At 70.3% G+C, this 19,829-nt stretch carries 25 protein-coding genes; 15 read left to right on the top strand and 10 right to left on the bottom strand.

Going from position 1 to position 19,829, the window contains the following annotated elements:
• The first annotated feature begins 130 nt into the window (after nucleotides 1–130).
• The 14 genes from ABH940_RS27615 (at nucleotide 131) to ABH940_RS27550 (ending at nucleotide 12,179) form a co-directional block, all read left to right on the top strand.
• The gene (locus ABH940_RS27615; RefSeq protein WP_370106470.1) at nucleotides 131–610 is read left to right on the top strand and encodes a hypothetical protein; all 480 of its coding nucleotides are present in this window, start codon (nucleotides 131–133) and stop codon (nucleotides 608–610) included.
• 44 nt (nucleotides 611–654) lie between these two features.
• Nucleotides 655–1,491 carry a winged helix-turn-helix transcriptional regulator gene (locus ABH940_RS27610; RefSeq protein WP_370106469.1) on the top strand — a complete coding sequence of 279 codons (837 nt, stop codon included), beginning with the start codon at nucleotides 655–657 and terminating at the stop codon, nucleotides 1,489–1,491.
• Nucleotides 1,488–2,312: a DUF317 domain-containing protein gene (locus ABH940_RS27605; RefSeq protein WP_370106468.1), complete on the top strand. Its 825-nt coding sequence runs from the start codon at nucleotides 1,488–1,490 to the stop codon at nucleotides 2,310–2,312. Before ABH940_RS27610 ends, ABH940_RS27605 begins: the two co-directional genes overlap by 4 nt.
• A gap of 38 nt (nucleotides 2,313–2,350) precedes the next feature.
• Entirely contained in the window at nucleotides 2,351–3,013 is a 663-nt protein-coding gene (locus ABH940_RS27600; RefSeq protein ID WP_370106467.1) for a DUF3631 domain-containing protein, read from the top strand.
• Nucleotides 3,010–3,780, top strand: a complete 771-nt coding sequence (locus tag ABH940_RS27595) for a hypothetical protein (RefSeq protein WP_370106466.1) — start codon at nucleotides 3,010–3,012, stop codon at nucleotides 3,778–3,780. Before ABH940_RS27600 ends, ABH940_RS27595 begins: the two co-directional genes overlap by 4 nt.
• A gap of 82 nt (nucleotides 3,781–3,862) precedes the next feature.
• Nucleotides 3,863–4,612 carry a hypothetical protein gene (locus tag ABH940_RS27590; protein WP_370106465.1) on the top strand — a complete coding sequence of 250 codons (750 nt, stop codon included), beginning with the start codon at nucleotides 3,863–3,865 and terminating at the stop codon, nucleotides 4,610–4,612.
• A 206-nt stretch (nucleotides 4,613–4,818) separates the two neighbouring features.
• The gene (locus ABH940_RS27585) at nucleotides 4,819–5,310 is read left to right on the top strand and encodes a hypothetical protein (RefSeq protein WP_370106464.1); all 492 of its coding nucleotides are present in this window, start codon (nucleotides 4,819–4,821) and stop codon (nucleotides 5,308–5,310) included.
• Between the two features lie 98 nt (nucleotides 5,311–5,408).
• Complete coding sequence (locus tag ABH940_RS27580) at nucleotides 5,409–6,944, top strand: hypothetical protein (protein WP_370106463.1); 1,536 nt, start codon at nucleotides 5,409–5,411, stop codon at nucleotides 6,942–6,944.
• Between the two features lie 80 nt (nucleotides 6,945–7,024).
• Nucleotides 7,025–7,780 carry a hypothetical protein gene (locus tag ABH940_RS27575; RefSeq protein ID WP_370106462.1) on the top strand — a complete coding sequence of 252 codons (756 nt, stop codon included), beginning with the start codon at nucleotides 7,025–7,027 and terminating at the stop codon, nucleotides 7,778–7,780.
• Entirely contained in the window at nucleotides 7,777–8,376 is a 600-nt protein-coding gene (locus tag ABH940_RS27570; protein ID WP_370106461.1) for a hypothetical protein, read from the top strand. Before ABH940_RS27575 ends, ABH940_RS27570 begins: the two co-directional genes overlap by 4 nt.
• 68 nt (nucleotides 8,377–8,444) lie before the next feature.
• Nucleotides 8,445–9,275: a DUF317 domain-containing protein gene (locus ABH940_RS27565; protein WP_370106460.1), complete on the top strand. Its 831-nt coding sequence runs from the start codon at nucleotides 8,445–8,447 to the stop codon at nucleotides 9,273–9,275.
• 136 nt (nucleotides 9,276–9,411) lie between these two features.
• Nucleotides 9,412–10,086, top strand: coding sequence for an NUDIX hydrolase (locus tag ABH940_RS27560; protein ID WP_370106459.1), 675 nt, complete (start codon nucleotides 9,412–9,414; stop codon nucleotides 10,084–10,086).
• A gap of 110 nt (nucleotides 10,087–10,196) precedes the next feature.
• Nucleotides 10,197–10,358 (top strand): hypothetical protein, encoded by a 162-nt coding sequence (locus ABH940_RS27555; RefSeq protein ID WP_370106458.1) that lies wholly within the window; start codon nucleotides 10,197–10,199, stop codon nucleotides 10,356–10,358.
• 108 nt (nucleotides 10,359–10,466) lie between these two features.
• The gene (locus ABH940_RS27550) at nucleotides 10,467–12,179 is read left to right on the top strand and encodes an enoyl-CoA hydratase-related protein (protein ID WP_370106457.1); all 1,713 of its coding nucleotides are present in this window, start codon (nucleotides 10,467–10,469) and stop codon (nucleotides 12,177–12,179) included.
• A 27-nt stretch (nucleotides 12,180–12,206) separates the two neighbouring features.
• Here the strand turns inward: ABH940_RS27550 and ABH940_RS27545 are convergent, their stop codons facing one another.
• From ABH940_RS27545 to ABH940_RS27500, 10 genes are all read right to left on the bottom strand, one after another.
• Nucleotides 12,207–12,527 carry an HIT family protein gene (locus tag ABH940_RS27545; protein WP_370106456.1) on the bottom strand — a complete coding sequence of 107 codons (321 nt, stop codon included), beginning with the start codon at nucleotides 12,525–12,527 and terminating at the stop codon, nucleotides 12,207–12,209.
• Nucleotides 12,528–12,617: 90 nt separating this feature from the next.
• The gene (locus tag ABH940_RS27540) at nucleotides 12,618–12,917 is read right to left on the bottom strand and encodes a hypothetical protein (RefSeq protein WP_370106455.1); all 300 of its coding nucleotides are present in this window, start codon (nucleotides 12,915–12,917) and stop codon (nucleotides 12,618–12,620) included.
• 157 nt (nucleotides 12,918–13,074) lie between these two features.
• Nucleotides 13,075–13,440, bottom strand: a complete 366-nt coding sequence (locus ABH940_RS27535; protein ID WP_370106454.1) for a hypothetical protein — start codon at nucleotides 13,438–13,440, stop codon at nucleotides 13,075–13,077.
• Between the two features lie 213 nt (nucleotides 13,441–13,653).
• Nucleotides 13,654–14,016, bottom strand: a complete 363-nt coding sequence (locus tag ABH940_RS27530) for a hypothetical protein (protein WP_370106453.1) — start codon at nucleotides 14,014–14,016, stop codon at nucleotides 13,654–13,656.
• Nucleotides 14,017–14,028: 12 nt separating this feature from the next.
• Complete coding sequence (locus ABH940_RS27525; RefSeq protein ID WP_370106452.1) at nucleotides 14,029–14,859, bottom strand: hypothetical protein; 831 nt, start codon at nucleotides 14,857–14,859, stop codon at nucleotides 14,029–14,031.
• 253 nt (nucleotides 14,860–15,112) lie between these two features.
• Nucleotides 15,113–16,432 carry an MFS transporter gene (locus tag ABH940_RS27520; protein WP_370106451.1) on the bottom strand — a complete coding sequence of 440 codons (1,320 nt, stop codon included), beginning with the start codon at nucleotides 16,430–16,432 and terminating at the stop codon, nucleotides 15,113–15,115.
• A gap of 129 nt (nucleotides 16,433–16,561) precedes the next feature.
• Nucleotides 16,562–18,292 carry a mobilization protein gene (locus ABH940_RS27515; protein ID WP_370106450.1) on the bottom strand — a complete coding sequence of 577 codons (1,731 nt, stop codon included), beginning with the start codon at nucleotides 18,290–18,292 and terminating at the stop codon, nucleotides 16,562–16,564.
• 3 nt (nucleotides 18,293–18,295) lie between these two features.
• Nucleotides 18,296–18,739 carry a plasmid mobilization relaxosome protein MobC gene (gene mobC, locus ABH940_RS27510; protein ID WP_370106449.1) on the bottom strand — a complete coding sequence of 148 codons (444 nt, stop codon included), beginning with the start codon at nucleotides 18,737–18,739 and terminating at the stop codon, nucleotides 18,296–18,298.
• A 179-nt stretch (nucleotides 18,740–18,918) separates the two neighbouring features.
• Nucleotides 18,919–19,155, bottom strand: a complete 237-nt coding sequence (locus ABH940_RS27505) for a hypothetical protein (RefSeq protein ID WP_370106448.1) — start codon at nucleotides 19,153–19,155, stop codon at nucleotides 18,919–18,921.
• Nucleotides 19,156–19,213: 58 nt separating this feature from the next.
• Nucleotides 19,214–19,516, bottom strand: a complete 303-nt coding sequence (locus tag ABH940_RS27500; RefSeq protein ID WP_370106447.1) for a hypothetical protein — start codon at nucleotides 19,514–19,516, stop codon at nucleotides 19,214–19,216.
• A gap of 112 nt (nucleotides 19,517–19,628) precedes the next feature.
• Between ABH940_RS27500 and ABH940_RS27495 the strand changes: the two genes are divergently transcribed.
• On the top strand, nucleotides 19,629–19,829 hold a 201-nt coding region (locus ABH940_RS27495), incomplete at its 3' end, for a hypothetical protein (RefSeq protein WP_370106446.1).

Genomic DNA, 19,829 nt, shown 5'->3' with positions numbered 1-19,829 from the left:
ACCGCCCGTACCAAGGAGAAGCCCTCCCGATGACCGCACACACCCGCCACCCGCGTGAACGCCAGCACCGCCCCTTGTCCCGGTCGGCCGCTCCTGCGGCGCGAGCAGCCACGGCACTGCTGGACCGTCCATGGTGACCCAGTCCGCGATCCGCCGCAGCTTCGAAGCTCATCCCGAGGCCCTGCGCGACCTGCGGATGATTCCCTCCTGGGTACGGGACTCGGCGCTGCTGGCCCTGCAGCAGGTGATCCGGGTACAACACCGCGGACCACTACTGGAACGGCACGGCCCTATCGACCTGCGCGGCTGCCGAAAGCTCTACCTGGACGACGACGCGCACTGGCGCGCGGTCTACCAAGAGCGCCATGCCCCCAGCGGCGACCAGTTCCGCACGCAGATCTACCTGCTCGCCGTCGGCCCTCGCGCCCATGAAGCCGTCTACAGGACCGCCGCCCGCCGCCTGCGAGCCATGGCAGCAACTCCCACAGGCCGGGAGGAGGCGGCGCTCACGCGCTCTCCCCATACCCCCGGCCCCTCGGAGCTGGCCGTGCACGCCGCTTCGTCACTCCCGCCGGTCGTGGTCACCGCGCGCCCCCCGCGCCACCCCTGAACTACCCGGTCACCATCACCACCCCCTGGAAGGACTCCCGCAGCATGTCCGTCGTCTCCTCGCCCAGCACGCAGGCCGCGGCCTCGCAGGTCCAGGCCGTACTGGAGGCCCTGTCTCCGAAGTGGACCCTCGCCTCCCTGGCCGCGCTCCGCCGCCACCAGGGGCAACTCACTTCCGCCCAGCTCCTGGCCGAGCTTCCGTCGATGAGCACCGGCAGCCTGTCCAGCCGCGTCTCGGCGATGGAGCGCGACGGTTTGATCACCAAGCGCGCCACCGGCGAGGGCCGCGGGCGGCTCCTTCGCCTGACACCGGCGGGCCGCGCCGCGCAGACCGTCAGTCACGCCGCACTCCAGTGGGGCAGCGCTCACTTGGATGTTGACGACGATCAGCCCAGCATCATGCTCGCCGAGCGCACCCTGAGCATCATCTCCCGCACCCACACCACCGCTGTGCTGTGGGAGTTGCAGAACGGACCGGCCTACCCCTCGGAGATCATCGGTCTGCTGCCGCGCTACACCAATTCCACGCTCATGTACCAGCGCCTGGAGTCCCTCCTCGGTGCTGGCCTGCTCACCCGCACAGGCGAGCCCCGCCGCTGGCAGTACCAGCTCAGCGACGCGGCCAAGCAGCTCGGTCCCGTGTACCAGTCCGCCATGCAGTGGGCCCAGGAGCGGCGTGCCGCGGCTGCTGCGGCCCATCCGTCCGCGCAGTCGTCCCGGGCGGTCGCCCCGACTGCCCCAGTGCAGGCGCCCGACGCCCGGGCCAGTGCCGCGCTTCGGACCTCGGCAGCACTGATCATGCCGTTCAGCCATCCCCACCAGCCCCCGAAGCAGCACCCCGCACCGGTCCTGCAGGGAACCGGCACAGGGCGTCGCCGGTGAGTAGCCGCCCGCCCGCCGAGGTTCCCGACCGCGTCGCCGTAACCCCTCCCTACCTAGCCTTCACCTCACCCAATGCCCTACGCCACGCCTTCAACGCCCTTGCCGCGCAGCCGGGATGGGACACCCTGCCCTCCGCTCCGACCGTGGTGGTCCACGCCCACCGGAGGATGCGCGTCTCCGCCCACCCGGCTGCGTCCAACGTCCACCAGATCGCCCTGGAGGCCGAGTGCTACTCACGCAGCGGCCTGGTCAACTGGTCCTCGCAACTTCGCACCGGAGTACCGGACGAGCTGCTGCTCGCGTTCGCCCGCAGCCTCGCCACGCTGCCCGATATCAGCCCTCCGTACGAGGGCGACGGCATCCCCAGCAACGACGTGCTGCAGGCGGCAGGCTGGACCCCCTATTCCGAGGCCCTGGACCCCGACGATCCGACGGAGGGCCTCGGCTCGCCGGACGGCATGGCCGACGTCGCCCGGTCCATCTCACCCGCTGGCCGGGACGGCGGACACTTCTGGCGCCTGAGCGCAGGCGTCCAGGGACAGATGTGGTCGGCCAGCCTCAGTCGCGACGCGCCGGTCAGCCTGGTCAACGCGCTGGTCAGGGCCATGGCCTCGAACGCTCCGGCGATCCGCGAGCGGACACATCTGCTCCATCCAGACCCCGACCTCGCGCCCTACCTCGCGGTCGTCCCCGCACCTGCCCCGGCTGGGCGCGTCCTCGCCGCCACCGCACACAGCAGAAGGCCAGTGCTCGCCGCACCGCTCGAATCCCTGCCGGGCCTCGGCCCAGCCCCTGAACCTGCTGTCTCCCGCAGTCGCTGACCTCCGCCTGCCCCCACTCCACCTTCCCCAGGATCACCATGACCCCCCATCCCGATGCCGTCGCCGTCCGCAGCCAGCTGGAGCGGTCGTTCGACGCCCCGCTGTCCACCCTTCGCCAGCAGCACGCCCAGCTCAGTGACCCTGCACTGGGTGTCTGCCTGCACCTGTACGACTCCCTGGTCGGTTCCGAACGGGCCGTGCGCGCGCTACACGGCCCGGCGCACTCCCCCACCGACCTCGGGCTCCAGCAGCTCTGTGCGGATCGCGACTTCCTCGCCGACGTCGCCCTGCACGCCATCGCACGGGCCACCCACCGGACACCGCCCTCGCCCGCTGCCCCTCCTGCACAACCGACGCCCCCGGCACCCTTCGTACAGCGTCCCCCGCTCACCGCCACCCTGGTGCGCGACTGCGCCGCACTGTTCCAGAGGATGCCGGCCACCGAGGCGATGTCGGCCAAGGACCTGGCCGAGCTGCTGTGCCGCGACCGTGAACACCGATGGTCCCAGCACCGCAACCACGGCCTGACCACGAACACCCTGGCCCGCCTGCTCAAGCCCGCCGGCATCACGCCGCGTGCCGTTGAGGTGCACGGCGGGACGGTCCGCGGCTACAAGCGCAGCGACTTCCTGCCCACCGCGCCCCTGACTCAGGTCCAGACTCAGGCCCAGGTGCTCCCGCTGCCCGGAGTCCCCGCTTGAGCACCGCACCAGCTCTGCCCCGGTACCTGGGCACGTCGATGGTGTGCAAAGCCCTGGAACTGTCGAACCTGGATGAGCTGGACTCCGACCCTGCCCTCCTCGCAGTTTGCCGCGATCTCCGCAAGGCGGCGCAGCGCCTCGACCATGCCCACCTCCAGCTGGTGCAGTTGGCGTACACCGCCAGCCAGGACCTCAAGCACATCGCGTTCGGGACGGACGATGCGGCTGCCTCCACGCACGGCGCTCTCGGCAGCACGGCGCTGAGGATAGAACTGCTGGCTGCCCGCCGCGCGGAAATGATGGAACAGCTGCCCAGCCTGATCGGCGCCTACCGCCGACTGGCCGAGGTCCGCGGGGCACAGCGCGCCGCCGGCCCGGACCGCCGCAGCGCCGCGCTGTCCACCACCGCCCGGCCGGACGCACTGCACCTGAGCCCCGCTCAGGAAGCCGCGGTGTTGGCCATCGGCACCGGCGAGGTCCTGGTGATGGAGAGCGTCGGAGCCCGGAAACGCAGCGTCGCCTGCTCCGGACCGGAGCGCATCACCATGCCGACCGTCAACTTCCTCGTGACCAACCGACTCGTGCACTGGGACAGCAGCACCAGTCTGCTGGCCGGCCAGCGGCTGTCCCTGACGACCGCTGGCGAGGCCCGACGGGTCACGATCATCGGCAAGCACCAGCCCCCCGCCGCTCCGGGCACAACCGCCACCCCAACCCCTGCCGGAGACCCGCATCACCGACCACAGCGAGCTGTTCGAGCCCTTTGACGTCGCCCTTCAAGTCGACCGCCTCAAGCCCCGCACCGCAAAGGACCGCCGAAACTGGGATGCCTTCGCCTTCAGTCCCCAGATGACCGTGCTGGCCGAGCACCACATCGCGAGTGCGCACGACCCGATGCTGACCGAGTCGTTCCTGGTCGTCCACGACGGGACGATGACGTACGACATCCCCGGGTCAAATCAGCTCGCGGCGATCCACGTGCGACGCGACTTCCGCAAGGGCACCTTCCACCTGGACTACCAGCGCACCCCGATCACGGCATTCGCCCAGCGCTGGCTCATCGAACGCGGCGCCGACCCGAACCATGTGCCCCTCACCGCGCCGGGGCTGCCGACCACCGACCAGGTAAGCCGTGAGCTGGAGGAGCGCCTGGCGCGCTCAGGGAACCGGTTCGAGATCCGCAACTCCTACACCTGCGACCTGATCCTCGACCCCGCTCACGGCACTGACGCCTACCCGTCGAGCTTCCAGGATCTGGTCTACGACTTCAACACGTGGATCATCGCCACGGACCAGTACCCGGCCCCCGGCCACCCCCCGGTGCGGGTGTTCTTCGAGGACGTCGACTATCCCAACCACATGTACACCCTGCGCGAGGGCGGCTTCCCGGACCTGGATTCCGCCTACGAGTGGACCCGCCGCGCAGGAGAGCCCGACAACCCGCTCCCGCCAGTCCCACCGATTCCTCTAGCCCCTCATGCCCGCAGCGACGCCGCCCGCGCCAGCAGTCCCACCGCCAGGGCAGCCGGGTCGTCCGTCAGCGCTGCCGCCGCGCCGCCGGTCACCCGCCGGCCTGAGCGCCACCCCCGCCTCTGGTAACCCCGACGTCCCTGCAGGAGACCCCGATGCCCGACGAATCCCCGCGGCGCTGACCGCGATCGGCGAGCGGGCCGCGATCCCAGCCGCTGACCACAACACTGCGGAGCCGTTCCGTTCGCCTTCGCCGATCCCGTCCAGATCCACCACCCCCATCACTCCTGATCCGAGGCCACTTTGCTTTCCCTGTCCCGCCACACGGGCGGCCGATGACAGCCGTCGACCCGTCCTCGCTCGCCCAAGACGCCGTCAACCAAGCAGCCCGAGCCCTGGGGGTGCGGCTCGACACCGTGCCCTACCGCCCCCTGGACCCCGACAAAGCCCCCCGCTGGCTCGCCGACCCCGAGGTGACGGCCCGCCTGCAACTGGCGATCGAGGACCTGCTGATGATGTGCGCCAACAACGCCGGCCGCGCCCGCTTCCGCGTCAGCCTCGCCCAGTACAGCACCGAAGCGTGCTCCAAGGCCGGCGTCACCGCTCCCTACTTCGCGCTGGTGGAAGCCGAAGCCGCGATCTACGCCTGCTCCACCATGCATCTGGGCCCCCACGCCCCGCTCGACCACGAGGTCAACACCTGCCTCGCCGCGTTCGAACTCCTCCCCCAGATCGTGCAGCAGACTCTGCTGTACGGCTACGCGCAGCGCATGATCATGTGCTCCGAGTGCTGTGCCCACCCGGACGACCAGATCCCAACGCCGTGACCGGTACCCGTCACAGCGCCCCGCACTCAGCCTCCCGACGGCTCGCCTCCCTCGTGGCGGAGATTGCCTCCCGCCTGCCGGGGACCTGGACCCACACGATGGTCGACCTGACTTCCCGAGGCCCACGGGACGACGCCGACCACCGGCTTTGGGACCTGGGCATCGCCCAGTGGGCCGTCGAGGTCTTCGTCCAGCCGACGGCCGGCCACCTCCTCGGTCCGGATCGGCAAGAGCTGCTCATACTGCCCACTCCCCGCTCCGGGGGCCGGTCGATCATCGCGGCACCCCTGATCCCGGCCGTCTTCGGAACCGCCTACGAGCACGACGACCTGACACCGTTCGGGATCACCGCACCAGCCGAACCGATCCGAGCTGCTGCACTGATCGAGCGTCGGCTGCTCCCCCAGTACGCCGATGCCCTGGCCGCTATCACGACCCGCGAGGTCGCTGCCTACACGCCGAGCCAACATGAACTGGCCGGAGACTCGTCGGCCCAGCCCACCGCTGAACTCCCACCCGCCGGCACACGGGTGCGCGCCTCCGCCAGCCGCACCGCCATCGTCGGCGACCTGCAGAGCCATCCGGCCCCGGCCAGCACCACCAACCCCATTGCCCCCCGCTCCGGAGCCCCCTTGTCCCAGCATCTCCCTCGCATCCACCTGCACCGCGATGAGGTCGGCATGGTGAGCGCAATCGGCGCCACCGACGCCCTCGCCGTCTTGGTTCTGCAACGGGCCGGCTTCGTGGACACCGGCGTCTTCAACGAGCGCTGGCACCGCCTCCCGTTCGACCTCGGCGAGGCCACCGAAAACACCAAAGCGTGCCATGCCGCCTCGATGCTGATCCACACCGGCTTCGAGGTGGAACTGGACCCCCACCTGCGCCGCGGCGTCCAGTCGCCGGCCGGTGCCCGCCCGTACGCGGGCGCCCCCGGGCTTGCGCTCTCCCGCTTGACCGAACAACTCGCCACAGAGCCGGACGAGGACCTGCAGCGTCTCCAACGCTTCGTGCTGGAACGCACTCACGGCATCCCCGACCAGATCAGCACGATGCTCGCCACAGCGGCCGACCGCATCGACAGCTGGAACTCCGGCAACACCGACTTGGTGCAGCAGTTCCGCACGGCCACCCGCATCGCCGGCCAGGTGGGCGCAGTCCTCGACGACCTGCTGACCACACCCGACCTCGGCGACCGCCACCACGCCCCCTACACCGCCGACCCCCGCCTCGCCCTGGCGCGCGACATCGAACTGGTCGGCACGACCGCCAGCCCGCGGATGGCCGCGAGGCTGGTACAGCGCGCCGTCCTCGAACGCGGGTCCGGAGCACTCGACCAGCTTCAGGAGTTCCTGGAGCTGGCCGCCTCACGGTGCGAGCAGTACGAACCGGATCCGGGCCAGGCCCTTCAGCGCGTCAACGCCCTGCGCGCGGCAACGTCCGCGCGCAGCGCCGCCCAGCTCCTTCCCGAGGTCCGGCACGTCCTCACCGGCGGCATCACGGTCCTCGGACGCCTGCAACCCGTCCGCCGCAACGAGGCTGCCGCCCCAAGCGGCCGGCACGCGCCAAGCACCGTCGGCGAGCCGCCGACAACATCACCGGCTCCTCCAACCGACCCCCGCGGGCACCGCCGCTGATCCGCGCGGGCCAGACCGTTCTCCCCTTCCCGCTGCCCTGGAGTTCCTCCCTGTACATCGCCTCCTTCCACGACGTCTCCTTGGACCTGGACCTGGAAGACCTGCACCCGACTGATGCCGCCACGCAGCACACCCTGAACCGGCTGTTCGACCCCGAGGGCTCCCTGTGGCTCCTGAGAGAACAGCACCAGGCCAACCCCCACACCGCGCAGCTCCACGAGGACTTCTTCCTCGTCCTAGACCACGCATCGGAGACCCGCGGCCCCGGCGCACCGCAGCTCCTCGGCGTCCACTTCGAGCGCGACCTGGCCCACGAGACGATCCGGGCCACGATGAGCCACCACGCACTCATCCCCCTTGCTCAGAACTGGCTCGTGGGGCGCGGAGCCGACCCCGAGAGCATCCGCGAGCCCGAGGGCTGGCTCACTGCCCTGGACGCCACCAGCTCGGAGGCCGAGCAGCTTCTGCGCACCAGCGGTGAGCGCTTCGAGATCCACGACACCTTCAGCACCACCGCCGCACCGTTCGAGATCTGGGTCATCACGACCGACCGTGAGCCACTCCAGGCCGAACGGCCGGTCACCGTCTTCGTGTGGCGGCGCGAGAGCGACGACAGCACCTCCTACACCGTCACACAGGCCGCCTTCGCAACACTCGATGAGGCATACGCGTGGACCAAGGACACCACGGCCCCCGTACCAGCTCCCTTCTCGCCCGTCTCCCCGCGCGCCCAGGCCGCGCGCACCGATGGCCGAGCAGCCGCCGGGCCGGCCCCGGAAGCAGTCGCGCTCAACAGCCACGCCCAGGACGCTGCTCGCAGGCGGCCCCCGCGATGAAGTCCGCACTCGAACTCCACGACCAGGCCGCCGCCCTGGAACGCATCAACTTCGAGGTGCGGCGTCTGGCCGCACCCCACGCACCGCTCACCCCCGCCGTGTCCGCGCTGGTGACCGTCATGTCCGAAATCAGTAGCAGGGTCAGCACGTTGCTGCCGTTCAGCTCCCGCGCGGAGGAAGGCATCCAGCTCGTCCAGGCGTACACCGACGCCTTGGACAGCCTGGGAGAGGCCGTCAGCGAACTCAGCCGGGCCCAGCGGCACGTGAACACCTTCTTCATCATCGCCGCTCGCCGAACGTCCTTCAGCCTCGACAACCCGAAAATCCCGATGCCGCCCGGCAGTGAATCCGACTACGCCGTCGCGATCGAGGCAGCAGTGGACGCCATCGACTTTGCCACCGCCGAATTGCGACGTAATGCGGCGGAGTTGGCATCGCCCGTAGCGGGCGGCCCACGAGCCGGTGCAGCACTCGCCCGCTCCGGCCAGCCGATGAGCATTGAGGCTCGACTGGCCTCCACCGAGTCCAGTTTTACCGTGGTCGCAGAGCCCGCTGCCTCCACGCAGACCTCCAGGATCAGAGGAGTGCACCGATAGCAGCCGAACCTCCCACCACCATCGCCGTCGCACCGCGCTACCTGGCCGGCAGCAGCGGCCCACAGCCCGTGCTCCATCTTCTGGTCGCCGACGGTGGCTGGCTCCACCACTACGAGGGTGCTCTCGACCAGGACTTCGTCAGCAGTCCCGACATGAGGTTCCGCGTCGGCCTGAACCAGCTGGACCCGGGAGCGTGGTGGCAGATCGCCGCCGCCCGGATGCCGCTCGGTCCGCCCCAGTGGCAGGCGGGTTTCTCCAAGGACACACCGGAGGAGCTGGTCGCTGCTGTCGCTGAGCAGCTCCTCTATGCCGATGACCAGATCGACTGGACCGGAGAGGCCCACCCCGCTCTGCGGGAAGGGGAGGCTGGCCTGCAGGAGGCGGCCGACCTCCTCCTCCGGGCGGGCTGGCGCGAAACCCGCTCCGCTGACGGTGGCCGCCGACTCGAGTCTGCTGACGGTCTCGCGCGGGCAGATCTGCGCCCCCAGGCAGACCGGTTCGACCTCATGGGCCGCCCCGCCCTTGCCATCGAGGCCGGCCCCGCGGATGCAGGAATCCCCTACTGGCAGGCCCTGTTCACCACCGACGCGCCGGGCCTGGTCACCAGCGCCTTCGTCCGGGCCCTGACCGACCCGGCACCGCTGCACCGCGACCCGGCCTGGATGGACGAGCAGCTCCTCATCGACCTCGACCGACTCTCTAACACGGACGCGAGACGTCACCGGCCGCCGCTGTTCAACGACCAGGGCTGCCGGCCGCTCGGCGCGCCGACACCGCCGACCGGGCCCAGCCGGGCCGATGCCGCCAGAGGGCAACAGAGGCACCTCGGTCCGCCTGCTCCTGCAGACGTCGCACCGATCTCGCCGTGCTCCTCGCGCCAGCACCCTCCGCGACGCTGAGCGGCCGACCAACCCCGCGGTCCGCAGCCGTTCCGTCCCGTCCTCTCAATTGCCCACCACGAAGGAGCAGTCGACTCTGACGTCAGAAACTTCCACACCATCCGCCGCTCCGAACGCCAACGATGCCTACGCCCGTATGAGGGCATCGCACCCGCAACTGTTCACCAATCCCGACGACCACGGAATCGTCATCCTGGACGACGACCAGGCCGCAGCTGCCGTCGCCGAAGCCTGTGCCCGCGGCGAACAGGCCCAAGCCCCCTTCCAGGTCGGCGTCGTCTACAGCGACCCGTTCGTCACCCTGGTGCGCGACGCCGTGCGCTTCCCCGGCGGTCGCCTCGGCCTGTACCTGCGTGTCGTCCAGCCCGGACCTCCGGGCGTGGCGATGCTGCCGCTGACCGACTCCGGCGAAGTCGTCCTCATCGAGCACTTCCGGCACGCAACCCGGTCCTGGCACCTGGAGGCTCCCCGTGGATTCGGGGAAGCGGCGACCAGCACCGACCTCACCACCGCCACGATCAACAGCGCCCTTCGCGAACTCGGCGAGGAACTCGGCACAACCACCCGCGAACTCCTCCCCCTGGGTACTCTGCACCCCGACACCGGACTCCTCGCATCGCCGGTTCACCTGTTCGCCGCCCGTGTTGCCATGCCCACAGGCCCGGTCCCGGACGCCCAGGAGGGGATCCGACGCGTCGTGACGCTCCCCGTCACACAGGCCGAAGAACTCGTACGAACCCAGGTCGTCACCTGCGGCTACACCATCAGTGCGCTCTACCGCGCACGTCTGCGCGGCCTGCTCACCGCCTAGGGCCGCGCCCACACCGAAGGACCGCTATCACCCCTCCGACGCACCGCACGCGTCGCCACGGTGCCGACCTGGCCGAACGCGCAACCGCCCTCGCCGCGACCGCCAGCACCATGGCGGCGATCACGAGCTGGCACTCCGACCCGCCGTTGGCACTTTCCCTCGCCGCACTGGCCCTGGTGCTCGTCGTCGCCTACGCCCTGCTGCTGAGAATGCCCCTGCGGGCCGCCCGGTCCAGCGCCACGCCGGACAGGGCAGCCGCGGAACGCCAATGAGGCTGCCGCCGACAGGCACGCCCCAGCCGACTCGGCGCAGGCGAACCACAGCACCTCGGCACGCTTCGCCGAAACCCCACTCCCGCTCCCCGAAGGGCTCATCGCACCTTGCGCATCCTTCTCTACAGCTCGGCGTTCAACTCCTTCACCCAGCGCACCTGCGTCGAACTGACTCAACGTGGCCATGACCTCGTCGTCGCCCTGGACCTCGGCGGCGGCGAGGCCGGCGCCCAGGAACTGCGCATGGCCGTCGATCGCCACAACCCGCACCTGATCATCGCCCCCATGCTGACCACCGCCATCCCCGAGGATGTGTGGACGCGGCACACCTGCATGATCGTCCACCCGGGACCGCCCGGGGACCGCGGACCCAGCAGCCTTGACTGGGCCCTGGCCAATGACGTGCGCACCTGGGGGGTGACGGTCCTCCAGGCCGTCGCCGCCATGGACGCCGGCCCCGTCTGGGCGTGGGAGCGGCTCAGGATCCCCGACCAGATCTCGAAGAGCGCGCTCTACGCAGGCGAGATCGCCGATGCCGCGTCGAAGGCGCTGCTGCGCGCTGTCGAGCGCTTCTTCGACGGCCAGACTCCGAAGGATCCACCGCCCGGACAAACCCGCCCTTACTACAGGCAGGATCTGCGGCGCATCGACTGGAGCAGCGAGACCGCCGCCGCCATCTCCCGAAAGCTGCGCACGGCCGACTCCTCTCCCGGGGTCCTGGACGAGGTCGGCGGCAGCCAGTTCTACCTCTACGGCGGACAGGTGGAGGACCAGCTCAGCGGTCCGCCCGGCGCGCTGGTAGCCACGCGCGGTGGTGCGGTCTGCCGTGCCACCGCCGACGGCAAGGGCGTGTGGCTGACCTCAGCACGCCCGCGCCGGGTCGCCGGTGGCCCGCCTACAGCCAAGGCACCCGCCTCGATGGCCTTGGCCGCCCACCTGGACGGCGTCCCCGACGTACCCGCGCCCCTGACGTGGCCGGACAATCAGCAAAGCTACTCTGTCGTCCGCTACCGCGAGATCGGCGTCGTCGGGCACCTGGAGCTGGCGCACCCCGCCGGAGCGCTATCGGCTGCGGACTGCCGCCAGCTGCTGGACGCCTACCGCTACGCCAGCTCCCGGCCCACGAAGGTCCTGGTACTCGACAGCGGCCGGACGATGAGCACCGGCATCCACCTGGGAGCGATCGAGGCGGCCGAGGATCCTGCGGCGGCGACCTGGGAGACGATTCAGGCGATCGACGACGTCGCGGAGGCGATCCTGGGCACCAGCGACAAGCTGACTGTCGCCGCCCTGGGGGCCGGAGGCGCCGCAGGCGGCCTCATGCTCGCCCTGGCCTGCGACCAGGTGTGGGTGCGCTCGGGCAGTGTGCTCAATCCCCACTATCAGAACGTCAAGCTCTACGGCAGCGAGCTGTGGAGCCTGACGCTTCCCCGGCGCGTGGGCCCCGACGCTGCCGCGGCCCTGACCGCGCGCCCCCTGCCCATCGGGACCGAGCACGCGCTCTCGCTGGGCCTGGTCGACCGGATCGTGCAGGCGTCTCCGGGCGGCTTCCGATGGGACGTCCTGAAGGCTGCCATAAGGCTGGCCCGGGATCCGGACTACGCCGGTTACCTACGCGACAAGCGGGCCAACGCGCCGAGCCCGGAGCAGATCGCCCGCCACCGCGAAGCCGAACTCAGCGAGATGCATCGCTGCATCTACGGCCCCGGCGAGCCGTACCACCAACTCCGGACCGACTTCATGCACAAGGCCCCGCTGGCGAGCACGCCCGCCCATCTCGCTTACTTCCCCGCCACATCAACAGAGACGGCGGCCGACTGACCGGCGGCACCTTGCTCCCGTCACCTGCTAGCCCCGGTAGATGACGTGGATGTGCAGGTGCTTGCTCTCCTGGTAGTCGCCGAGGTTAGTGACCACCGAGCAGGCCCCGTGCTCCGCCGTGACGTCGGCCGCGACCTGGCGCACCACTTCCATGACCGCGGCCAGCAGTGGCTGGCCGCCGTCGCCCAGGTCGATCAGCGACGGCGTGTGTCGGCGCGGAACGACCACGATGTGCACGGGGTACATGGGCCGGGTGTGGTGGTACGCGAGGACGGCCTCGGTCTCACGAACGACATGCACCTGCGTGCGTCCGCTGAACACCTCGTCGCAGTAGAAGTCTGTCGTCATACGAGTTGCTTCCTCCGCTGGTGAGTTGATGCTTCGTTTCGCTGCTGACTAGTGCCTCGCGCTGGCCGTCGGCCAGCCTCCGGGTTGCTGTCACTTCTGCTGCGGCTGCCGGTTGCCTTGTTCCAGTCGCCGCAGGCTGAGCCGAAGTGTCGCGGGTCGGATGCCCAACGCGAAGGCAAGGTCTACTGGATCGGCCGCCGGCTCGCCTGCCAGCGCGGCCCTGACCGCGTTGTCCACAGCGGCGTCCTTGAACCGCGAGGCCAGAAGGGCTCCGATCACGGCTGCGGCGAGCGCGCCCATGGTGATCGCGACCCAGAGGCTGTCCTTGCGGCAGGCAGCGATCACTCCTGCTGCCGCAGCAGACAGTGCGATCAGCGTGCTGCCGACCACAGCAACGCTCCACTTGGCGGCGCGAACTTGCTGCACTGGATGCTCCCTGTTGATGGTTGGTGAAACGAGTGCAGGGCTCCGCCGGACCATCCGGTGGAGCCCTGCATCTGCATGCGGTGCGCGCGGGAATGTTGCATCGAATGCAACTCCAGTCGCGTTAGTCGAGGTAGGTGCCGGCGAACGTGCCGTCGAAGCCGAGGCCGGTGGTCACCTCGGCGAAGCTGTCCCAGACGCGCGAGACCTCGCCGAACATGGCGTCGAAGGCGGTAAGGTCCAGGTCCGGTTCCAGCCACTCGTGGGTGCAGCGGCAGCGAATGTACACCTTGCCCAGCACCTCGACGATCAGCCAGTCGCGGCGCGCCTCGCAGACGGCGCAGATGATCAGGAAGCCGCGGGGGCGCAGCTCCTCGGCGTGGGGGACGCTGCGGGTGAGAACCTGGCCGGGGAGCAGGTCGGGGATCTCGACCGGAGAGTCGGGAAGTGCCGGGTCGTCGCCGAAGTGGTCGTCATCCGCGTGCGTCATGTGCCTCCTTGAGCCGTCGTTCAGTACGGCAGCATAAGGCCGGGAGACCCGATTTTATTCCCTTTCTGACGCTCCCTCAATTTAGAATTCGGCAGCAAGTGCCCTTTCCGGCAGGCCGAGGAGAGGGGCTAGCGGCTATTGCGGTTGCCGGGCGCACTGGTCCTGTCAACCAGATGGCGCCCCTGCGGGCTATTCCGCAGGGGCGCCTTTGCGTCAGCCGCCGATCCCTCCCCAGGCCAGGGAGCGGGGCGCTGTGGGCTGCAGGCCGCTGACCGCACCGTGATGGGGTTCGAGGGTGCGCAGCAGTACGTCGGACCAGTCCGTGCAGGCGAGCCACGGCCGGTCCAGCAGGTGCGCTGTCCAATGAAGCAGTGCGGCCCAGTTGGTGACCCGTTCCAGCGGGATCCGATATGCCCCGGCCGGCGGCGCCGCGCAGCCGTCGTGGGTGGTGCGCCACGTTGTCGGTGCGGCGGCGTGGGTGGCCTGGGTCTGGTCGACCCACAGGCTTCCGTCTCCGGTGTCCACGGCCCGCAGGCAGTGATCGCAGATGGCGATGAGGTCGTTGTACTGGGGCATGTTCGGCCTCCTTCAGCGCCGGGCGGATGCTGCCATCGTGGTGGCGGCCTCTTGGAGGCTGTCGAGGCACTGACCGGCGGTGGGCCCGACTGCGAGCAGCTGCTGCAGGCGCGGTGCCCCGTGGTCGTCTGTGGCCTGTCGGACGACGGTGGTGGATGTGGTCGAGTCGGCGAGCAGCGGTTCGAGGAAGGCGGGGTCGGATAGCCGCAGGTCGGTGTGCAGCCAGGCCAGTCTGTCTGCTTCGGCAGCTGTGATCGGCTGTGCGGCGGCGCCCCGGCGGCGGGTCTGCGTCAGGTCCGGTGCACGTCCGCAGGCGATGTCGGCCGCGGCCCGGGCCAGGTCGATTCCGGTGGCATGGCGCACCAGAAGTCCTTGGGCGCTGGTGAGGCAGCCGGTGGCTCCGGTCAGACGGGGCGTCCCGTCCTGGTCGACGCGCATCGCCACGGCGGTGACGGCGTTGGACACACCGAGGGCGTCGAGCGCGGCGACGGCAAGTGGGGCGACGAGGGCTAGGAGCGGGTCCTCGGCCTCGACGCTGCGGGCGGGCAGCTGGTCGGCCGCGTTGTCTGCCGGGTGGATGCGTGTCACGGCGACCGCGCTGGTGTGGCCGTAGTGGCTGACGCAGGCGACATCGATCTCCGTGCCCCCGCCGGGCGCGTCGGCCGGCACGGTGCCGTTCCGGTGCGGTGAGGCGAGTCGGGGCAGGCCGGCGGCGTCGAAGCAGGCACTGGCCGCAGCGGGGTCGAGCAGGGTGGCGGCGGTGGCGGTGCTGTGCCCCGGCAGCCCCAGGTCGGTGGACAGCTGGGCGGCGAGCAGGATGTTCGCCTCGACGAAGGTGAGCACTCCGGTGAGGTGGTGGCGGCGGGCAAGCGCGGCGGCGGCGAGTCGGGCCGACTTCAGGTCCGTGCCCGTCCTTACTTCCCAGTCACGCAGGTGGGGGCGTTCCCAGGTCGGCTCGGCGTCGGTGATCGCAACCAGGGGGGCTGCGAGTGCCGCGCGGCCCAGCGGGTCGGCGTGCTCGCTCCGGGGGGCGGTGCCGACGATGAGCAGGGCGTCGTTGCTGGTGATGGCAGGCTCCTTGGGGTCGTGGACGGCGTCAGCTGGTGGGGGTGTTCGTGGCAGGGGAGTGATGCTCGTAGTCGGCCCTGTGCTTCCACAGGCCGCGGAAGCACAGGACTGTGGCGACGACCTGGACTGCGGCGACCGCCAGGACCAGGTGCGACATGCTGGTGATGGGGGCGGCGGCGACCAGCGCTCCGGCGAGTGGGAACGGTGCGAGGACCAGCAGCACGCTGGCCGCCAGTGCGGTGGCGAATCCGTCGGCGGGGATCAGGCGGGCCCGGGCGGTGCGCAGGACCACGGTCAGGGCGCCCTCGGCCGCCATCATGGCGGCGATGGACGCGGCGTACTCGACGACCGAGGTGGACAGGCCGGCAGTGACGGTGGCCGTGCACATGAGCACGGCTCCGATGAGACCGACCGGGTACAGGCCGTGGCGGTCGATGGCGCGGCGGGCTGCCGTGACTGCCAGGAGGGCCGCGCAGGCGGCCATGCTCCAGATCCAGCCGACTGCGGCGCTGGAGTGGTCGAGCTGCTTGGTGACCGTGATGGGTGCGCTGACTTGCAGTACGCCGCTGACGAGGTTGCCGATGGCCAGGGAGCCGACCAGCCAGGCGAGTGCGGGGGTCCGCCTGATGGTGCCCAGTCCGCGGGTCACGGCCGCGACGGGGGTGAAGGGCTCGAAGGCCGATGCCTGCGGGGGGTTGTGGGGCGAGTCGCGCAGCACCCAGGCGGCGGTGGTCGTCACGCACGCTACGACGGTGATGCCGCCCAGGAACATCGCCGGGGAGAGGAGGAGCAGTGCTCCGCCGAGCAGCGGCCCCACCAGGAGCGCGAACTGGTCGATCGCGGTCATGGTGCTCTGGACGTGGTGTCCTTGCGGTCCGGCCCTGCGACTAGCTTGCGCGCCCAGGGACTCGGAGGCCAGGAAGGAGACCTCGGCCAGCATCCCTACGGCGACTCCGAACAGCAGAGCAACGATCCCGCCCCCGCCGGCCATCAGGCAGACGAGTGCCGCCACCGACACCAGCACGCGCAGCACGCTCGTGACGAGCGCGACGGCCTGCGGGCTGTAGCGGTCGACGATCGGGCCCGAGGAACCGATCGTGATCAGCCGTGGCACCCACTCGGCGACGAAGGAGATTCCCGTCCAGGCAGCGGAGTTGGTGAGCGTGAGGATCATGAGCGGGACGAAGTACATGACCGCGGCGGAGCCGAGGCCGTCGCTCGCCCGCAGGACGTAGCAGCGAAGGCGCCAGTCCCGCTCCGGATCGGGCTGACCGCCGAGTGCGGCGCTCCAGCGGCCGGGGAGGCTGTGGTGGGTGGTGTTTGGCGTAGTGATCGGGTGCTCCAGCAAGGCTCAGGGTGCCCGACAGGCAGGCGGGGAAGCGGGAGGCACCCCGCGGACCTCGTCTGCGGGGTGCCTCCAGCCTTGCGGGGCTGGGGTTTCCGGGTCCGGAAACCCCAGCCGTGGTATACGTCCTCCTCAGCGCACGCGGCGTCGTCCCGGGTCGCTACGGGCTGGCACGGGAGCCGTCGTCGGTACCGCGGCACGCACGGCCTTCCGGCCCCTGGCACTGCCCACCGGCGGCAGGTCGGCGAGTCGGCGTACACGCCAGACCATCACGGCGGTCACTGAGTCCGCGGTTTCCAACTCCCTTCTGCACCGTGCCCTTTCGAGCAGCTCCACCGGGTCGTGCCCGGCGGCCTCGGCTTCGGCCAGTGTGGCGGTCAAGGCGTCCCAGTCCCGCTCTCCCGACTCGCTCGCGGCCTCGGGAAGCACCTCGCGGACGGCATGGGCATAGCGCTGCCGCTGCGGGGCGGACACAGCCCGTCCGCGCGCCGACAGGACTTCCAGCGGGCGCCGAGCCGTGGCGCTGTAGAGCTGCCGCAGCTGCTGCGCGGCGCTCTGCGCGGCCTGCGCCTGCTGTTCGTGGCCGCGCGCCGCGTGCCAGCTGGCGGCGACGAAGAGGACTGCCACCAGCGCCGACATCAGTTCGACAGCAGCGGCGCCGTCCTCGCGGTCCACGGCGTATCCGCTGGTGAAGATCGATCGCGCTGCCGACCTCATCGCCCAGGTCTCCCTGCGGCTGGCCCGGACATGGGAGCGGGCAGCACGTTCGTAGACCCTGCTCAGGGCCAGGAGTTGCGCGCGGGAGGCGGTCCCCGGCACCGCCGTCTGTGCCATCGAGCCCAGGATCTCGCCGACGCCGTCAATCTGTCCCATCGCGCTCTCGTCATCACCCTCCACGATGACGTCGAGGGCGTGCTCAACCACGAGGACGGCGTCGCGACGCGCTCGGAACGCCTTCGAACCCACTGCTGATCGCGCGACGAAGGCCACCGGGGCGACCACCTCTTCCGGCCCGACTCCCTCGGCGACAGCCGCGGACAGGCGGCTGCGGACTCGACCGAGCGGGTACCCCAGCGTCGTTCCTGAGTACCAGACCGGGTCGCCGGCCGCGTTGACGTCCCCGGGGAGGGCGACGCTGTACCCCTGAAGGTCTCCCGACGGGAAGCGGCGCAGTTTGATCATGACGCCTTCCACCTCCAGGTTGGCCACGAACTCCTCGTCCGTGCGGGCACCGACGACAGCCAGGCGCACAGCCTCCTTCAGCGTTTCGCGGGTCGGCTCTGGCAGTCCGCGCTGCTCGGCCTTGTGCACCTCTGCCTGCGTGGGCCGGCGGGTAGCAGTCTTGTCCCCGGTGGCGAGCCTGCGCAGGCCCAGCTCGCGCTCGATCTTCCGGCACGCTTTCTGGACCCGCCCTGCGTCTCCGCGAATCCTGGGACCGGTCAGATCTCCCTGCACTTTGGTGGCGACCAGGTGGATGTGGTCGTCGGCATGGCGGACCGCCACCCAGCGGCAACCGTTCGCATCGCCCTCCTTGGCGATGCCGGCTGCGGCTAGGACCCGGCGCGCGATCATGGCCCACTCTTCGTCGGTGAGATGCCGGTCCGTCGGTGCCGCTCGAACCGAGCAGTGCCACACATGGGTCTTCGGCTTGCGGACCCCCAACTGCTTAACCCGGAGATCGAGTTGGTCCGCCAACTGCTTGAGGGTCGCGTCGGGCTGCCGCCCGGGGTCGGGGGCGTACCCGTCCCACGACGCGACGAGGTGGGGGTCGGTGTGCGGTGAACCGGCGTGGCGCTCTTTGCCGTAGAGGTACTGCAGGACCTTGAGGGTGTTCGTGCCGGGCTTGCCGATCTTGGGGACCACCGGTCACTCCCGTACGAGCACGGCGGCGCACTCTTCAACGCGGCCGACCGCGCGGGCAACCGAAGCGATCACTGTGGTGAGCTCAGCGGGTTCCGGGTAGCCACCCGCGTTGAGCGCGCGGGCAACCTGGTTGAGGTTGCGGCCTACGCGGGCCAATTGCTCTCGGGAGTGCACCAGTTCGTCCACGGCGCGGTTCAGCCGGTCTTGCGGGTCGTAGGCACTGGTCTCACCGCGAGCGGCGTTCAGAGCGGCGTTGGTGACGAACTTGCTCATGGTCCATCCGTGCTTCTTCGCCGCGGCGTCGATTTCGTCTCGATCGGCTTTTCTCACACGGACGTTGAGCTGATCGTCGAGGTGCAGCGATGCTCTGGGGCGGCGGCGCTGCTTGCGCGGCGGCGCGGCGGGTTCAGCGGGCGACGTGATGCGACGGGTCCTTTCCGTTCCCACTCCGCAGACCCCTGGCTGCGGAGGTGGTGGTCGAGACGAGCGCCCTCGCTCGGCTCGGCCACCACACCCTCCCGCCGGCCCCTTGGGGCGGCGGGAGGGGCCTATGACACGCGTAAGCGTGGCTTAGGCACTAACTTGCTCGGGTTCTGTGCCCGATGCGAGTGGTGCTCTGGCCCTGGTCACAAGGCGAGATCGGCGCCGTGCTCGGCGGTCGTCAGGTGGTAGTCGAGCAGGGTGTCGATGACGAAGGCGAGCGCCTGGCCCTCGTCGTCGAGCGCTATGGACGGGCCAGTCTTCGTGCGGTGGACGAGCCAACTCGTGTCCGGGGCCTGGTCGGCGCTGTGCAGCTGGCCCGCGTCGAGCAGGACCTGCATCAGGTGCGGAACGGAAGGCTGGACGGCGGTGGCAGTGGACATGGTTGCTCCTCGATGGTTGTTCAGGGTGGTCGTATGGCGTCGTTCGATTCAGCGGCGCTTAGGAATGCGCCGGGGGTTCGCTCTCGCTGGGTTGCTGCTGCGCGGACTTGCGGGCCTCTAAGCGGCGCGGGTGCCCCTGCTTGCTGATCTCTTCGCGCAGTGTCTGGAGAATCGGGGCGATGTCGGCATTCCGAATCGGGTATCCCGCCTCTCGGATCGCCTTCCCGACCAGGTCCCGGGTAGGCCGTCCCCCGCTCGTAGCGGCGGCTTGGCGGCTGACGGCGAGCAGCTGCTGCCGACGCAGCTGCTCGTCGAGGACGTCCGCCTGCTCGACGGGCTCGCCGGCCTCGGTCGTGACCATTCCCCGCAGTACGGAATCCCGCGAGCCGAGCCCTGTCCCCGTCCCAGTGCTGATGCTCGGCGCGGGCCCCGTCCCCGTCCCAGTGCTGGTGTTCGGCGCCGTCCCCGTCCCCGTGTCGGAGGTCGATGCGGGCCCCGCCACCGTCCCCGTCCCCGTGCTGGTCGGCACAGTCGCCGTCCCCGTCCCCGTCCCGGTGCTGGTCGGCACAGTCGCCGTCCCCGTCCCCGTCCCGGTGCTGGTCGGCGCAGACGCCGTCCCCGTGTCGGAGGTCGATGCGGGCCCCGCCACCGTCCCCGTCCCCGTGCTGGTCGGC

The organism is Streptacidiphilus sp. BW17 (assembly GCF_041262485.1).
Taxonomy (GTDB): Bacteria; Actinomycetota; Actinomycetes; order Streptomycetales; family Streptomycetaceae; genus Streptacidiphilus.
The sequence above is the reverse complement of the archived record's forward strand: the minus strand, read 5'-3'. Positions and strand labels throughout refer to the sequence as shown.

Coding starts and splice junctions, on each gene's coding strand:
- ABH940_RS27570 (WP_370106461.1), top strand. CDS start 7,777: ATGAAGTCCGCACTCGAACTCCACGACCAGGCCGCCGCCCTGGAACGC.
- ABH940_RS27590 (WP_370106465.1), top strand. CDS start 3,863: ATGACCGTGCTGGCCGAGCACCACATCGCGAGTGCGCACGACCCGATG.
- ABH940_RS27585 (WP_370106464.1), top strand. CDS start 4,819: ATGACAGCCGTCGACCCGTCCTCGCTCGCCCAAGACGCCGTCAACCAA.
- ABH940_RS27555 (WP_370106458.1), top strand. CDS start 10,197: ATGGCGGCGATCACGAGCTGGCACTCCGACCCGCCGTTGGCACTTTCC.
- ABH940_RS27615 (WP_370106470.1), top strand. CDS start 131: ATGGTGACCCAGTCCGCGATCCGCCGCAGCTTCGAAGCTCATCCCGAG.
- ABH940_RS27535 (WP_370106454.1), bottom strand. CDS start 13,440: ATGACGCACGCGGATGACGACCACTTCGGCGACGACCCGGCACTTCCC.
- ABH940_RS27530 (WP_370106453.1), bottom strand. CDS start 14,016: ATGCCCCAGTACAACGACCTCATCGCCATCTGCGATCACTGCCTGCGG.
- ABH940_RS27610 (WP_370106469.1), top strand. CDS start 655: ATGTCCGTCGTCTCCTCGCCCAGCACGCAGGCCGCGGCCTCGCAGGTC.
- ABH940_RS27580 (WP_370106463.1), top strand. CDS start 5,409: ATGGTCGACCTGACTTCCCGAGGCCCACGGGACGACGCCGACCACCGG.
- ABH940_RS27600 (WP_370106467.1), top strand. CDS start 2,351: ATGACCCCCCATCCCGATGCCGTCGCCGTCCGCAGCCAGCTGGAGCGG.
- ABH940_RS27560 (WP_370106459.1), top strand. CDS start 9,412: ATGAGGGCATCGCACCCGCAACTGTTCACCAATCCCGACGACCACGGA.
- ABH940_RS27505 (WP_370106448.1), bottom strand. CDS start 19,155: ATGTCCACTGCCACCGCCGTCCAGCCTTCCGTTCCGCACCTGATGCAG.
- ABH940_RS27545 (WP_370106456.1), bottom strand. CDS start 12,527: ATGACGACAGACTTCTACTGCGACGAGGTGTTCAGCGGACGCACGCAG.
- ABH940_RS27500 (WP_370106447.1), bottom strand. CDS start 19,516: ATGGTCACGACCGAGGCCGGCGAGCCCGTCGAGCAGGCGGACGTCCTC.